The organism is Bradyrhizobium sp. 170, from assembly GCF_023101085.1.
GTDB lineage: Bacteria > Pseudomonadota > Alphaproteobacteria > Rhizobiales > Xanthobacteraceae > Bradyrhizobium.
Map to the genome: position 1 here is coordinate 7,294,490 of NZ_CP064703.1, position 14,184 is coordinate 7,308,673.

General features: G+C 61.6%; 16 protein-coding genes. 6 read left to right on the forward strand and 10 right to left on the reverse strand.

All coding sequences use genetic code 11. The features are described from left to right. Positions 1–9: 9 nt before the first annotated feature. Positions 10–1,017: a hypothetical protein gene (locus IVB05_RS34000; RefSeq protein ID WP_247780351.1), complete on the forward strand. Its 1,008-nt coding sequence runs from the start codon at positions 10–12 to the stop codon at positions 1,015–1,017. A 365-nt stretch (positions 1,018–1,382) separates the two neighbouring features. Here IVB05_RS34000 and IVB05_RS34005 read toward each other — a convergent pair whose 3' ends face one another. After that, positions 1,383–2,327 (reverse strand): LysR substrate-binding domain-containing protein, encoded by a 945-nt coding sequence (locus IVB05_RS34005; RefSeq protein WP_247780352.1) that lies wholly within the window; start codon positions 2,325–2,327, stop codon positions 1,383–1,385. Positions 2,328–2,559: 232 nt separating this feature from the next. Between IVB05_RS34005 and groL the strand changes: the two genes are divergently transcribed. The 5 genes from groL (at position 2,560) to IVB05_RS34030 (ending at position 6,870) form a co-directional block, all read left to right on the forward strand. Next, the gene (gene groL, locus IVB05_RS34010; protein ID WP_247780353.1) at positions 2,560–4,203 is read left to right on the forward strand and encodes a chaperonin GroEL; all 1,644 of its coding nucleotides are present in this window, start codon (positions 2,560–2,562) and stop codon (positions 4,201–4,203) included. Positions 4,204–4,422: 219 nt separating this feature from the next. Beyond that, entirely contained in the window at positions 4,423–4,848 is a 426-nt protein-coding gene (locus IVB05_RS34015; protein ID WP_247780354.1) for a thiosulfate oxidation carrier protein SoxY, read from the forward strand. Between the two features lie 16 nt (positions 4,849–4,864). Then, positions 4,865–5,191, forward strand: a complete 327-nt coding sequence (gene soxZ, locus IVB05_RS34020) for a thiosulfate oxidation carrier complex protein SoxZ (protein ID WP_247780355.1) — start codon at positions 4,865–4,867, stop codon at positions 5,189–5,191. Positions 5,192–5,275: 84 nt separating this feature from the next. Beyond that, a complete protein-coding gene (locus tag IVB05_RS34025; protein ID WP_247780356.1) occupies positions 5,276–5,593 on the forward strand; it encodes a c-type cytochrome in 318 nt (105 codons plus the stop codon). Beyond that, positions 5,590–6,870, forward strand: coding sequence for an NAD(P)/FAD-dependent oxidoreductase (locus tag IVB05_RS34030; RefSeq protein ID WP_247780357.1), 1,281 nt, complete (start codon positions 5,590–5,592; stop codon positions 6,868–6,870). The genes IVB05_RS34025 and IVB05_RS34030 overlap by 4 nt, the downstream gene beginning before the upstream one ends. Here the strand turns inward: IVB05_RS34030 and IVB05_RS34035 are convergent. The 9 genes from IVB05_RS34035 to IVB05_RS34065 all read right to left on the reverse strand — a co-directional run bounded on the left by IVB05_RS34035 (position 6,855) and on the right by IVB05_RS34065 (position 14,182). Further along, positions 6,855–9,014 (reverse strand): heavy metal translocating P-type ATPase, encoded by a 2,160-nt coding sequence (locus IVB05_RS34035; RefSeq protein ID WP_247780358.1) that lies wholly within the window; start codon positions 9,012–9,014, stop codon positions 6,855–6,857. The genes IVB05_RS34030 and IVB05_RS34035 overlap by 16 nt on opposite strands. Next, positions 9,011–9,736: a sulfite exporter TauE/SafE family protein gene (locus IVB05_RS34040; RefSeq protein WP_247780359.1), complete on the reverse strand. Its 726-nt coding sequence runs from the start codon at positions 9,734–9,736 to the stop codon at positions 9,011–9,013. Before IVB05_RS34040 ends, IVB05_RS34035 begins: the two co-directional genes overlap by 4 nt. Before the next feature lie 57 nt (positions 9,737–9,793). Further along, positions 9,794–9,916: a hypothetical protein gene (locus IVB05_RS43590; RefSeq protein WP_256472715.1), complete on the reverse strand. Its 123-nt coding sequence runs from the start codon at positions 9,914–9,916 to the stop codon at positions 9,794–9,796. A gap of 14 nt (positions 9,917–9,930) precedes the next feature. Beyond that, the gene (locus IVB05_RS43595) at positions 9,931–10,053 is read right to left on the reverse strand and encodes a hypothetical protein (RefSeq protein ID WP_256472716.1); all 123 of its coding nucleotides are present in this window, start codon (positions 10,051–10,053) and stop codon (positions 9,931–9,933) included. A gap of 63 nt (positions 10,054–10,116) precedes the next feature. Further along, complete coding sequence (locus tag IVB05_RS34045) at positions 10,117–10,326, reverse strand: hypothetical protein (RefSeq protein WP_247780360.1); 210 nt, start codon at positions 10,324–10,326, stop codon at positions 10,117–10,119. Then, complete coding sequence (locus IVB05_RS34050) at positions 10,286–10,477, reverse strand: hypothetical protein (RefSeq protein WP_247780361.1); 192 nt, start codon at positions 10,475–10,477, stop codon at positions 10,286–10,288. Before IVB05_RS34050 ends, IVB05_RS34045 begins: the two co-directional genes overlap by 41 nt. A gap of 6 nt (positions 10,478–10,483) precedes the next feature. Then, positions 10,484–12,163, reverse strand: a complete 1,680-nt coding sequence (locus tag IVB05_RS34055; protein WP_247780362.1) for a cbb3-type cytochrome c oxidase subunit II — start codon at positions 12,161–12,163, stop codon at positions 10,484–10,486. Further along, complete coding sequence (locus tag IVB05_RS34060) at positions 12,160–13,617, reverse strand: cbb3-type cytochrome c oxidase subunit I (RefSeq protein ID WP_247780363.1); 1,458 nt, start codon at positions 13,615–13,617, stop codon at positions 12,160–12,162. The genes IVB05_RS34055 and IVB05_RS34060 overlap by 4 nt, the downstream gene beginning before the upstream one ends. A gap of 109 nt (positions 13,618–13,726) precedes the next feature. After that, a complete protein-coding gene (locus IVB05_RS34065; protein WP_247780364.1) occupies positions 13,727–14,182 on the reverse strand; it encodes a hypothetical protein in 456 nt (151 codons plus the stop codon). Positions 14,183–14,184 lie beyond the last annotated feature (2 nt).

Genomic DNA, 14,184 nt, shown 5'->3' on the forward strand with positions numbered 1-14,184 from the left:
ATTGACGCCATGAGCCTCCACCGTGCCGCTGTCCTCATCGCCGCCTGGTTGGCCACTTGCACGGGCGCGGCCGCGCAGGAATTCCAGCTGGAGGACGTGCCCGCAGCCGCCAGCGTTCCAATCGCACAGATCAAACCGCGCACGGTCATTTTCGCCGACCAACGCAACGACAAGCTCGCCGATTCCTCGACCGGGCTCATTCCGTTCGACGATTGGGCCCGCTCACGTCCGGTTCAGCAGCGCTTCCTCTCGCTGTTTCCGAGCTTCGTTGAGCCCACGATCAACCAACAAACGAAGCTGAAGCTCTCGGTCTACCAGGCGGAGGCGCGGTTTCGACTTCCAAGACCGGCAGCGGCATTGGATCTGTCGCGGTATGCGAATGTCGCGTTCCTCGAGCAGATCGATCCGGCAGTCAAGCACCGCCCGATCACGGCGGGCGATGCTGTTCCCAACAAGGACACGGGGGCCGCGCACAACCGTCCGCCGAATCGCCGCTGGTGCGAGGACGCGAAGGCGATCTGCGTGCAGTCCCGATACATGTTCGAGGGGAAAATTCCGGCGGGCATTCAGCTTGCCAACAAGCTGCGCGAGGAGAGCAAAAAGCCCATTCCGGATTTCATCGAGTTCCAGAGTGAGATGATGTTGGTCACGCAGCCGCACTTTGCCGAGCTGCCGAGCCTGACAGGGCTCGACTCCACAGTCACCGGCGGGCTCGAGCAGAACATCTTTTGGGTCAACCAGGTCATCCAGTTCGGCAAGCTGCTTGCGATTCTGCAACAACATCCGACCGAGCGGGAAGCCGCCATCGCGACGGTCTACATCCTGATTGTGGTCAGGAACGACGTCCTGAACAAGCAAAGGGAATATAGCAAAACACCCATTCTGCGAAACCTCGTGCCCGCGCAACTGCTCATGGGCAACAGTTCCTTCAACAGCGGCGATTCGCTGAGCGCCGGCCTGCCGAAATACGCCAGAAGCCGCATCAAGGCGATCGCCGACATGATGGAGCGGGAATGAGCAGAGCGTGTGCGGCGACGAATGGACGCCGGTAGATGGACAAATCGCGTTTGCAGTCGACAGGCGTCAAAGAAGCCCCGCGAACTGGCAAATAGTCACCGAACCAGGGGCAAGACTCCTGCCCACCACCGCTTGCAAGATCAGTCGATCGAGAGGCTGGCACTCCCGATCAGACTCCCATCGCAAAATATCGCAGAATATCGTGCATTTTGGCGCGCCCAGATTCGAACGCCGACCGCTCAGATTCGTAGTTCACCGCTTGACTGCTCCCGTCAGAAGCAGGGATCGGCGGCGACGCGAAATCGCGGTTTTCACAGGGCATCCTTTCGGCCGCTATACCGTTCTGCAGGTCGCGCCCGGCACCACTAGATTTCCGTTCGCAGGCCTGTGCGCTCGTGGCGGATACATTGCGGCCGGACGGGTGCGTTCAGCGCGTTCTTCACCATCTGACCAAGCGCCAGGAAGTCGACCTTGCGTGGAGACGTCCGGCGCCACGCAAGCCCGATACGGCGGCCGGGTTGCGGTTCGACAAAGCGCAGGAGCTTCACTCGGTCGTCGCGCAACTCGACATCGGCCGCTACTTCTGGAACCAGCGTGGCGCCATATCCGCTCGCCACCATCTGCATGACCGTTGCAAGGCTCGTTGCACTGAGGCTCGAGGCCACAGTCCAACGCCCCTTGGCACAATAGTCGAGCGCCTGATCCCGCAGACAATGGCCTTCTTCCAGCAGAATGAGCTTACGCTTCTTCACCTCGCCGGGCGTCACCCGCGCCGTTTCCGGAAGAGGGTCGTCGGCGGGTACGGCAAAGAGGAAGCGGTCTCTCATGAGATGGAAAACTTCAACCGCGGCTGCCTTGAGCGGCAACGCCAACAACAATACTTCGAGAGCGCCACGCTCGAGATCCGCGAGCAGCACCTTGGTCTGTGCTTCCACCAAATCAAGGCGCAGATCGGGATACCCGAGCTCCAGTTGCGGCAGCAACCGCGGCAATACATACGGCGCCAGCGTCGGGATGACGCCAAGGCGCAACGTTCCACTCAGCACCTTGGCTCTGTGTTGAGCCAGGTCTGTCAGGTCGCGCACCGAACCAAGGATCGCTCCGGCGCGTTGCGCGATCTCGATGCCAAGTTCGGTGAACGTCGGCGCGCCCGGGCGCCGCTCGATCAACTCTATGCCGAGAAGTCCTTCCAGTTCGTGGATCTGCATTGAAAGAGCGGGCTGGCTGACGCAACACTCCGCCGCCGCTCGTCCGAAATGTTGATGACGGGCAAGCGCATCAAGATAACATAGCTGCCGGGTCGTGATCACCCCGATAAGATATTCTTAATGCCGCGACAAAGCAATTTGATTGGCTTTTTGGCCGCTAGCTTAAAACATTGGACGGCTTGAAATCGTGTGGGTTGAAATCACCAGCGCAAGCGCGCCGCACGTGCACACTCCGAGGGTCGCTGTTGTGCAGACAAGCAAAGGGAGGACCGCAAACTCGGACTCAGACGCCCTAGGCGCCCGCGAGGTCACCTGATCAAGTCGGGAACCATCCATGGTAGGCAAGCAAATCGCATTCTCCGGCAGGGCGCGTGAAAGCATGCTGCGCGGTGTCGACATTCTCGCCAACGCGGTGCAGGTGACGCTCGGGCCCAAGGGCCGCAACGTGGCAATGGAAAAGTCGTTTGGCGCACCCCGCATTACCAAGGACGGTGTGACGGTCGCCGGAGATATCGAGCTCGAGAACAAATTCGAGAACATGGGGGCGCGGCTCGTGCGCGAGGTCGCGAGCAAGACCTCCTATGTCGCCGGTGACGGCACCACCACTGCAATCGTGCTGGCGGCTTCCCTCGTTCGCGAAGGCACCAAGGCAGTCGCCGCCGGCATGAATCCGATGGACCTGAAGCGCGGCATCGACCTTGCGGCCGAGGCTGTCGTCGAGGATCTCAAGAGGAACTCGAAGAAGATAACTTCCAACGACGAGATCGCGCAGGTCGGCACTATCTCCGCCAATGGCGATACCGAAATCGGCAGGTTGCTCGCCGAGGCCATGAAAAAGGTAGGCAAAGAAGGCGTGATCACGGCCGAAGAAGCGAAGTCGCTTGAGACTGAGCTCGAAGTAGTCGAGGGCATGCAGTTCGATCGGGGTTATCTCTCGCCCCACTTCATCACCAATGCCGACAAGATGCGGGTGGAGATGGAGAATCCCTACGTCCTCGCTTATGAGAAGAAGCTCTCGGACTTGCGGGAACTGCTGCCACTGTTGGAATCCCTGGCGCAGACGGGTAAGCCGCTACTCATTATCGCAGAAGGGGTCGAAGGCGAAGCACTCGCCACCCTCGTGGTCAACAAACTGCGCGGCGGCCTCAAGGTCGCGGCGGTGAAAGCGCCCGGCTTTGGCGATCGCCGCAAGGCGATGCTGCAGGACGTGGCCATCCTTACCGGTGGTACCGCCATCTCGGAAGATCTCGGCATGAAGCTTGAGAACGCCACGCTCGACATGCTCGGCCGCGCCAGAACGGCAGTGATCGACAAGGAGAGCACCATGATCGTCGGCGGCGCCGGCAAGAAGGCAGACATCGAGGCCCGCATCAACGAAATTAAGCAGCACATCGCGGAGACCACCTCCGACTATGACCGCGAGAAGCTAGAGGAGCGGCTCGCCAAGCTCGCCGGCGGCGTGGCGGTGATCCATGTCGGGGGAGCCACCGAGATCGACGCGAGGGAGCGCAAGGATCGTGTCGACGACGCGATGCATGCGACCCGTGCCGCGGTCGAAGAAGGCATCTTGCCGGGCGGCGGGGTGGCGCTGCTGCGCGCCGCCAAGGTGCTCGACCGGGTGAAGCCTGCCAACGAGGACCAGAAGCATGGCGTTGATATCGTCAAGAAGGCAATCAGCTGGCCAGCGCGCCAGATAGCACTAAACGCCGGCGCCGACGCCTCGGTGGTGATCGGCAAGATCCTGGAGAAGGAGCAGTACAACTGGGGTTATGATGCCCAGACCGGCGAGTACGGCGACCTGGTCTTCAAGGGCATCATCGATCCAACCAAGGTGGTGCGCACCGCGCTGCAGGACGCGGTCTCGGTCGCCGGCCTGCTCATCACCACTGAGGCCATGGTTGCCGAGTTGCCGACGCCGCCGCCTCCACCTTTGCCGGGCCATGACCACGACCACCATCGCGGCGACATGGAATTCTGAGCCGATCGCGATCGCGCACGCGGCCCCCATGCAGCTCCGTTGTGCCCGTCAACAGGATTAGGTGTCGCGCTGCGCCGACGGTCGCAGGCGCCTCCGACGAGGAGGAATCGTCTTGTGAGAGCACCCATGGTAGAAATTGCTTGGAGAGTTCCGCCTGTCGATAGGGAGGATCTCGCGTTGGAGAAGACAAGGCCCCTTGGCTTTACACGCCGAACCGTCTTGACAGCCGCCGTTGCGGGGACCACCGGCTTTGCAAGCGCCGCTCTCGCCTCATCACCGCCCCCGAACGGGGACGCGGCGGATCTCGTTAAGCAACTGACCGGAAAAATCCCGATCGCATCGGATCGTCTCCATCTGATGATGCCGCAGGTGTTTCCGAATGGCTATACGGTGCCACTCACGCTCGTGATCGATAGTCCAATGACCGAATCCGATCACATCAGGCGCGTCTTGGTGCTTGCGCCGCGAAACCCGCTTGTCGAGGTTGCAACGTTTCATTTCGTCCCACAACGCAGCGAGCCCCGCGTGTCGACACGCATTCGTCTTGCCGAGCCGCAATACGTCCTGGCGGTGGCGGAGATGAACGACGGTACGTTGCTGATGACCGAAAGCTGGGTCGAGGTCGCCACCAACGGATGCAAGTGACGGAAGGAGGTGCGGAATGTTCACTCCGGCACCCCGTGTGCAAGTACCAAGCACCGCCGCGAACGGTGAGGTGTTTCCGGTCAAGACCCTGATCAGCCATCAGATGGAGACAGGGCTGCGGCACGATGACCGCGGCAACGCCATCCCGCGCAAGATCATCAACAAGTTTATCTGTCGCCACAACGGCGTCGTGGTGTTCAGCGTCGATCTCCACGAAGCCATGGCGGCGAATCCTTTTATCGAATTCTACTTGCGCGCGACGGAGAGCGGCCAGCTCGAGTTCGTCTGGGAAGAGGATGGCGGCGGCGTCTATGTGTTGGAGCACCAGCTCACTGTCGCCTAGTATCGCGGCCATGTTGCTATGCTCCTTCGCGCCATAAGCAAGGAGATCGGCGATCGCAAATACCGGGATGGAGCCGGTCTCCGCATGCGCAAAATCATCGCCGTTTCGATTGCCGCAGGTTCGTTCATTATTCTGGCCGATCGCAGCCAGGCAGCGGACCGCGATGGTGGAGCTCAACTCGCCGCGATGTGCGCGTCGTGCCATCGTCTGGATGGCGGCGATGGTGGTATTCCGACGATCCTTGGTATGAGTCCGGAGATGCTCGCCCGCGCAATGCTCGCGTACAGATCGCGCGAGCGCCCGAGCCATATCATGCGTGCCATCGCCCTGTCGCTCAGCGATGAAGAAATCGTGATCGTGGCGCGGTATCTCGCAGCTCTGAACAAGCAGGTTAGGCCATGAAGTCCCGGACGCGTCGAGAGTTCGTCTACTTGACGGGAGCGATGGCCCTCGCAGCACTCGGCCCTCGATTGGCTGCAAGCGAATCCAAGGCGAGGGTTGTCGTCGTCGGCGGCGGCATCGGCGGTGCCACGGCCGCCAAGTACTTGGCCGTCAGCGCGCCAACGATCGAGGTCACCCTGGTTGAGCCAAAGCCGAACTATACGACCTGCTTTTTCAGCAACCTCTATCTCGCTGGGCTATGCTCGCTCGATTCGCTTACGCATGGGTACGAGACACTTGCACAACGATACGGCATAAATGTTATTCATGACTCCGTGGCAGCGGTTGATCCGGTCGCAAAAACCGTCGGGCTCAAGAGTGGTCCAAAATTAACTTACGACCGCGTCGTCGTTGCCCCTGGGATCGCTTTCAACTACGACGCCCTCGCGGGATATGACGAGGCGGCAACGCAGGTCATCCCGCATGCTTGGAACGCAGGCCTACAGACGCAGCTGCTGCGACGGCAGCTCGAAAGCATGGAGGATGGCGGCGTCTTTGTGCTCGTCGCGCCCCCCAACCCGTTCCGCTGCCCGCCCGCCCCATACGAACGTGCCTCTTTGGTTGCCTATTATTTCAAACAACATAAACCGCGCTCGAGGATCCTGATCCTCGATGCGAAAGATAGCTTCAACGCGCAGGATCTATTTCTGGATGCGTGGGAGCGACACTATCGGGGTATGATCGAATGGCTACCTGCCCAATTCACCGGTGGAATAAAGGCCATCGACGTGAAGGAGCGATCCGTCAAGACTGCGAGCGAGACGTTCAAGGCCGCGGTCGCAAATGTCATACCCCCGCAAAGGGCCGGCCAGTTCGCGCAGCAAAACGGCCTCGTGGATCAATCGGGCTGGTGCCCGATCGATCCCATAACGTTCGAATCGAAGCTACAGCCGGGAATCCATGTGGTGGGCGATGCGAGCAGTGCCGGCGACATGCCGAAATCGGCGTTCGTTGCGAATAGCCAAGCCAAGGCCTGCGCGTTTGCCATAGCCGCGGCGCTGACCGGGTCCGAGCGCCAATCGCCTCATTTGTTCAACACTTGCTATACTCATCTTGGTCCCGACGATGCGGTTAGCAATGCTGTCAGCTTCAAGCCCGTGGCCGGAACGATCAAGATCGTCGACAATTTCGTCAGTCAGGTGCAGGAAAGCGCCGAAACCCGCCACCGGACCGCACGGGAGGCGCAAAGCTGGTACGCTGCCTTTATGCGTGACACGTTCGGCTATGCCGCTTTCTGATTTGAAGTGGCCGTGCTGCGAGGTGCAGGAGCGCTCTCCGCCGCGGCGGATGGAACTGGTTCGGGCAGCCGCTCCAACCGCAGCGAATTCAGGACGACGATGATGCTTGAGCCGGCCATCACTGCCGCCGCCAGCACTGGCTGGAGGACTCCGACCATCGCCAGCCCAATCGCGATGAGATTATAACCGAACGCCCACGCCAGGTTGGTGAGAATGGTTGCGCGAACTGCGCGAGCGACGTCGATCACCCACGGCAGCGTCCGTAGCCCCCCGGGTGGGAGCACGACCGCTGCGGCCTCGCGAGCGAGGTCCGTCGCCGAACCGACAGCGATCCCGACATCGGCTCCGACCAACACCGGCGCGTCATTGAGGCCGTCGCCGACCATCGCTACCATGCCATGGTCATGCCGGCGGCGTCCCAGCGCCGCGCGTTTGGCCTCGGGTATGAGGCCCGCCTCGATATCGCCGCGCTCAATTCCGACCGCAGCGGCAATCCGCACTGCGGCTGCCGGAAGATCGCCGGTCAACAGCATCACGAGCACCCCACGGCGGCGCAGCGCTTCGACGGTCGAGCGCGCCTCCGGCAGCGGCGTATCGTCAAGTGAAAGCACAGCATATGCCCGCTCGCCCCAGCCGACATAGATCACGGAATGGCTGCTCGCTTCACGCCGTCTCCCGTAATCAGCCAGGTTTGGCGTCAGCGACCAACCCAACTCCCGCATCAATGCGGCGCTGCCTGCCGCTACGATCCGACCGTCCGACTTGCCACGGATGCCACGCCCCGGCACGACTCGAACGTCGTGGATGGCGACTGGCTCGAGCCCGCGCACAGCTGCCGCTGCAGATATAGCGCGGGCCAAGCCGTGCTCGGAATGGCGCTCCAGTCCGGCGGCATGCGCGAGCACCACATCGGCGCTGGTTCCATCGCTGTCGATAGCGACAACGCGCGCCTGACCCGAGGTGAGTGTGCCGGTCTTGTCGAAGGCGATCAGCCGGATGCGCGCCAGCGCCTCGAGCGCGGCCGGGTCGCGCACCAGGCAGCCGTGTCGGGCCAGCCGTCCAATGCCCAGCGAGGTGGCCATCGGTGCCGCCAGCCCGACTGCGCAGGGACAGGCCACCACTAGTACCGCAAGGCCGATCAATAGCGCACGGTCGAACGGCAAGTGCCGCGACCAGTACACCGACGCTCCAATGCCCAGCACGAGAATAATCGGCACGAAGACGCCTACAATGTTGTCGGCGAGACGCTGGCTCGGGCTGCGGCGGATCAATGCATCCCGTACCGATCGACAAATCTGCGCCCAGCGGGTGGCGTTTGCCACGCCGCTGCTTTGGATCAGGAGCGGCCCGTCAAGACTGATGCTGCCGGCGATCACATGCGAGCCGACGCCCTTGGCGATCTGCCGGCTTTCGCCTGTGATCAGGGCCTCGTCGGTGTGCGATTCGCCCTCCATGATCACGCCATCGACGGGAATGCGTTCGCCCGGCCGAACTCGAACCAGCACACCTGCGTCAACCTCGCGCACCGGCCGGCGGTACTCTCCGTCGCCAATGACGATAGTGGCCCACTCTCTTTCCGCGGCCAAGAGCGGCTGCAGGTCACGCGCCGCCCGTGCACGCCCGGCGGCGTCGAGATAGTAGCCCGCGGTGAACAGCATCAGCACCATGGTGGCCGTATCGAAGTAAACGTGCGGGCTGCCCTCGATGGTGGCAAAAGCGGAATAAAGGTAGGCGGCGCCGACGCCGACGACGATCAGCGCCGACGAGGTCAGGCGCCCCTCCCTGCCGTGGAGCCACGTCTCGCGCAGAAACGGTCCGCCGAGAATGATCACCGCGGGTGTTGCGAACAGCCAGAGCAGGAGATGAATCCAGGGAAGCATCTCGGCTTCCGCGCCGCTGAAGGCGTCGCTGTACAGGAGCAAGCTGAACAGCATGATATTCATGGAAAGAAAGCCGCCGACACCGAGCCGAATCAGCAGCCAAGCGGCCTCCCATTCCTCGGTTTTGCCGTGCTTGACCTGGTAGGCGATACAGCAGCCGTAGCAGCAGAATGCGCAAGCCTCACCGTTCACCGAGCGTTGCATCGCCCGCCGCCCGATAGGTAACAGGCAATGGCTGCACAGAGCATGGTCCTGTCCCGTCATGCCGGATATCCTCCCGACCAACCATGGGCGATGTGCGCGGCGAAGGGCAGGATGCCGCGGCCGACGGTAACGAGACCGAGCAGCAAGATGCAGCTGCCCGCCAGCCATACGCCCCGTTGCCGCCACGCTGGCGCCAGCGCTCGACCAACGCCGCCCATCAGCAGCAACGCGGGGAAGGTCCCGAGCCCGAAAGCGGCCATGGTAAGAAAGCCGTGCAGTGCCCCGGCCGTGCTCGCTGCCTGGGCAGCAAAGGCGTAGACCAGCGGACAAGGCAGGAAGCCGTTGAATACGCCAAACGCGAGCGGGGCGGCATGTCCCGGCGCCGTCAACAGGCTGCGCAGCGATGCCGCGAGCGCACTGGCGCCGAAGCCGGCGGTGACGCGATGCAGGTGCGGCAGCAGGCCAAAGAACTGCAGCGCCATGGCGATCATCAGCAGTCCGGCGAGGATCGCGAGAATCCGCTGACCGGCGTCAAGCGAACCAGTCAGCAGCGGGACTGTCGTTCCCTGCGGCGTGCATATGACTTGGCCGAAGGCGCCGGCGAGTCCGCCGAGAAAGCAGTACGTCGTCAATCGCCCCGTATTGTACAGCAGATGGCGCAGAACTGTCGCGCCGCGTCCCTGCGGATCGCGGCCCAGCGCGCAAGCGAACCCGCCGCACATACCGATGCAGTGAAAACTGCCGGCGAACCCTGCGACGAAGATCACGAGATAGGCGGTCATCGGCAGATTGCCCGGCCCATCCAACGCTTGTGCAGTGACGGCACCGCTTCGCCGCCGCTACCCACGCACGAGATAGGCGACCCAAATGAAGAATGCGACGGTGGCTATCGCGAAGCCGACAAGCGCGATGATCTGGATCGCACTCGCATCGGCGAGCGAAAAAACCGGATTCTCGATCATGCGCGCCCTCCTGGTCAGCCGAAATAGACACGGACTACGTTTATGGCTAACTCGATAAACAGGAACAGCAGATTCAAGGCCACGAGGGCGAGAATGATCCTGGCTACCAGCACCTTCTGCTCCTTCTGAACCGGCAATTCCTGCTCCTTTATTTCGAATCGGAATCAGTCAGTCACCGGCTTGCAGGTGGGTCGGGATCGCTAGACACGTCCCGGTCCCAGCCCACCCCAATAGACGACGAGATAGTACAGCGCCCAGATGAAGAGGACGACATAGACAACCAGCAGCCACACGGGAATGTAGCCGTGGCGAGACTGAATAGTGCCGCCGGCATACTCCTCCATCTCCTCCGTCTCGGTGGGTGAGCTGTTATTCGCCGTCGTGCTTGGCGTGCGCGTCGGATCCGTCATCGCCGATCTCCCTCTGCAGGAACCGTATGGATGCATCGTCGGCGCCGCGGAAGGCGCCCGAGAGCACGCCCCAAATGAAGACGCAAAGTGCACCGAGACTCATCATCAAGGCTGCAATGTAGGGGCCGACGATCTCGAAATAGATGGTCATCGCTCTTTACTCCTTGGCGGCCCGTTGTTCGGCCGCACCGTTCCCGCTGCGACCGGCAAGGACGCGGGCGCGGCTCGCGGCACGGCCGCTTGGGACGTAGGCTTTGTCCGGCGCATCGGCCTCGAGCGCAGGATCGTTGAGTGCCCTGCGATCACTGGGGGCGATCGGCAGCGGCTCGCCCGTCAGCGGATCCTTGTAGGCCGACAGCGCAAGCACGTAGTAGGAGAGCGCCCAGCGGTCCTCTTCCGACAACGGATCCCGGTAGGATGGCATGGGCGTGCCGCTCAAGCCGGTCGTCATAGTGCGGAAGATGTCCTCAACTGTAGGACCTGACTTGAACTGGCCGGCGGTAAGGTCCGCGGGCGGGCTTGGAAAGCCCAGATCGTCCTTCAGGCCGGGAGCCTTTTCGCCATCACCCTTCCCGGTCTGACCATGACACTCCCAACACTTTGCACTCTGCCACACATCCTTGGCGCGAATGAGCGTCTGCTCAGACGGAACAGGCGGCCGCCCGATGTACAGGGGCGCACCTGGCGGTTCTTCCTTGAAATAGGCATAGGGCTTTGCCGGGGCGGAACGGTCGACCGCCAGTTCATACTTGATGTACTGAATGACGGCGAGGCGATCGATTATATGGAGCTCGTGCCAGGCCGGCATCGCCGTGCCCCGAACGCCGCGTGTAATGGTGCGCAGAAGGTCGCCGTCGGTTGGCAGCGGCTCCTTGGTCAGCCTGAACTTGAAAACCGCCGCCGCGAAGTTCCTCGGCCGCTGCTTGTACATAAAGGTTGCAGCCGGTCCATTACCGTCGCCGCTCTCCCCGTGGCAGCCGAGGCATCGCCGCTGATAGACCTCTTTGCCGTAGGCGATCCATTCGCTCGATCGTGGCACTGTAGCATCCGTAACGTCGAGCTTTTGCGGCTCAAACAGGTCCCGCCACTTGCCGCGATTCATGCCAAGTTTTTGGAGATAAGCGATGAGCCCCTGCAGCACCTCTGTCTCGACGGCGATGTTGACGGTGTCGCCGGCATATTCCTTGTTCGGTGTCCAAACGATCGGAGCCTTGCCGCGCGCCGCCATGGGCACAAATAGAAGTCCATCGGCGTTCGGCGTGAGCTTAATCTGCTCCTTGCTTTCAAATGCGAAGAGCTTCTCAGTAACGGGCGTTCGTTCCAGGCTGCGATTACCAGCTCCGTCATCGACAATCCTGACCGGTTCTGCGGGCGTGTCGAACAGTCCCCGAAAAGGCGCCATATTCGAATCCGGCGAGAGCATCCGGGGATTCCAGAAATGCGCGAGATGCCATTCGTCGCTGTACTTGAGCCCGACCCGCGTCAGATCCGGCCCGATACGCCGGGTGCCCCATAGGTGCGGCACGTCGAAGGCGTATTCGCCTGCTTCGGAGACCGGACCCCAACGGCGCGTCTCGCCGGTCACCGGACGCACGTATTGCGAATGGCAATACCAACACCCCTCACGCAGATACACCTGGCGGCCGAGCTGCTGCAGCGGCGTATAATCGGTGGCCTCGGTCACTACCCATTTGAGTTGGCCAAAATCGGTGCGGACCACGGTGGTCACATCGGTCGTCCGCGCCGTCGGCTCAATAAAGGGTAGGATGCCCTGGGTGACCACGGCGAGAAAGAAGAAGAAAACCCCGGCCACCAGAGCGACGAAGCGCGCACTCATTCGGCTGATCCTCCGGCGGGAATCGGGGCTGCACCTGGAGCCGGAATGGGCCCTCTTTCCTCGGCCGGTCGGCTGAGTGCGGTCATCATAAGATTGAAGACGAGCAGGGACATCCCGATGTCCATCGTGATACCGCTGAGCGTACGCACCAGCCAATAGGCTTTCATCCGGACCACCGTGTCGAGCCACTCGGTGCCATTCATCCATTCGAAGCCTTGCTGCAGACCTCCGGCGGTCAGCACCAGACCCATGATCGTAATACCGACGGTGATCAGCCAGAATGACCAGTTGCCAAGGGTCCATGACCAAAGCTCGCGTTTGACCGCGCGCGGCCACACGTAAATCAGACCGCCCATCGCCCAGACCACGAACGTGCCGAAAACGGTGAGGTGCGAGTGTGAGATGACGAAGTCGGTGAAATGGGTGGGCTGCTGGATCGAGCGCAACGCCTCGGTGGAGCCCTGGAAGCAACCGACCAGATACATCAGCGAGCCCATGATCAGGAACTTCGCGGGGAGATTCTTCCCAAATCCATCCCAACGCCCCTTCACGGTGCCGAAGAAGTTCACCAGCACGGTCCACACGGGAATTATCAGCAACATGGAGGTGATGATCGCGAGTGTCTCGGTCCAGTCGGCGATCGGGCTATACAGATAATGGTGGATACCAACGAACGGATAGAACAGCGCGAGCGACCAGAAACCCACCAGCGATAGCTGGTGTGCGTAAAGCGGATTGCGCACAGCGACCGGTAGGAAATAGTAGATGAGCACGTAGCCTGCGGGCGTGAGCCACAGTCCGACGATGTAGTGGATGTAGAGGCCATGGAATGCGGCGCTATTAATGCCCGGAATCGTGTAGGGAAGGATGAAGCTACCCAGCAAGAGATTCATCGTCGTCCACACGAAGGCCCCTATGAGATACCAGAGCGCCACATAGAGCGGCGCCTCAAGCCGTTGTGCGATGGTGAGGAGGAACTGTGCTGTCGTCGCCGCGATGACGATGAAGATGGGAATCTCGGCGAAGAGCGGGAGCTCGCCTGCCTCCAGGCCATGGTTCTGCGCAAAAGGCAGCGAGATGAGCCCCGCCGCCAAGCTGATGTTATATAGCCATGCTAGCGGTACGCCCCATTGTGCCCATGGCACCCGCACACCGCAGAGGCGCGGGACCAGATAGTGACATTCGCCAATGAAGAGGGCGGAAAAGGCGCCGAAGATGACGCCGTTGACATGGACGGGCCGCAGCCGGCCGAAGGTCAGCCCGAGATTATTGGTCCCAAGGTAATCCGGATAATTGAAGAGACCCGAGATCGCCACGCCGACCGATGGCATGACGAGGAGCCAGAACATGCCCCAATAAAGCCAGGTTCGGACCACGCGCCAATCGACCAGATCATCCAAGTTGATGCCGCTGAACCTGCCGCGCAGTCTCTCTGCAGGAAACACCTCCGCCATGGAGCATTCCCCCTTGCTTGTCTGTTAATGCGTTCTCTCCTGTTCCCGGATAGACGCAGCTTCGACAGCAATGACCCGCGCTAGAAGCCTCCGCTTCGCAGCATCGAAATCAGAACTTGCCCGGGTTCAACACCGAGCCGCTCTGTGACCAGTAGATGTACGCCTCCAAAGCCTTCATCGCTTCCGAGTCATCGGCGATCTTTTCTCCCTGGTTGGGTTTCTCGATGCACCAATTGATCATGTCGCGCAGCGTCGCGAACTTGGCCATCTGCGCTTGGTACTTCGGGAACGTTGCGGGGTGGGTATCGGCCGTCATCGGATGGCACATGGCGCATGCCATTCCCGTTTTGGACAACACGACATCCATCGCCTGCTCGGTTGCAGCATCGCCGTGGAACAGCAGGTCGCCCTTGCGGACCTGCTCCATGAACACTTGCTGGTAGGAGTTCAGCAGCTGCGGCGTCACCGGATCCTTGTGCGCACCCGCAGGGCCGACCAGGACGGCAAGCGCTACCGCCGGGGCAGCGCGGAACAGCATGAAACGGCATGTTATCGACGCGGTCATGC

Coding starts and splice junctions, on each gene's coding strand:
- groL (WP_247780353.1), top strand. CDS start 2,560: ATGGTAGGCAAGCAAATCGCATTCTCCGGCAGGGCGCGTGAAAGCATG.
- IVB05_RS34065 (WP_247780364.1), bottom strand. CDS start 14,182: ATGACCGCGTCGATAACATGCCGTTTCATGCTGTTCCGCGCTGCCCCG.
- IVB05_RS34050 (WP_247780361.1), bottom strand. CDS start 10,477: ATGACCATCTATTTCGAGATCGTCGGCCCCTACATTGCAGCCTTGATG.
- IVB05_RS34040 (WP_247780359.1), bottom strand. CDS start 9,736: ATGACCGCCTATCTCGTGATCTTCGTCGCAGGGTTCGCCGGCAGTTTT.
- IVB05_RS34035 (WP_247780358.1), bottom strand. CDS start 9,014: ATGACGGGACAGGACCATGCTCTGTGCAGCCATTGCCTGTTACCTATC.
- IVB05_RS43590 (WP_256472715.1), bottom strand. CDS start 9,916: ATGATCGAGAATCCGGTTTTTTCGCTCGCCGATGCGAGTGCGATCCAG.
- soxZ (WP_247780355.1), top strand. CDS start 4,865: ATGTTCACTCCGGCACCCCGTGTGCAAGTACCAAGCACCGCCGCGAAC.
- IVB05_RS34030 (WP_247780357.1), top strand. CDS start 5,590: ATGAAGTCCCGGACGCGTCGAGAGTTCGTCTACTTGACGGGAGCGATG.
- IVB05_RS34055 (WP_247780362.1), bottom strand. CDS start 12,163: ATGAGTGCGCGCTTCGTCGCTCTGGTGGCCGGGGTTTTCTTCTTCTTT.
- IVB05_RS34000 (WP_247780351.1), top strand. CDS start 10: ATGAGCCTCCACCGTGCCGCTGTCCTCATCGCCGCCTGGTTGGCCACT.
- IVB05_RS34060 (WP_247780363.1), bottom strand. CDS start 13,617: ATGGCGGAGGTGTTTCCTGCAGAGAGACTGCGCGGCAGGTTCAGCGGC.
- IVB05_RS34025 (WP_247780356.1), top strand. CDS start 5,276: ATGCGCAAAATCATCGCCGTTTCGATTGCCGCAGGTTCGTTCATTATT.
- IVB05_RS34045 (WP_247780360.1), bottom strand. CDS start 10,326: ATGACGGATCCGACGCGCACGCCAAGCACGACGGCGAATAACAGCTCA.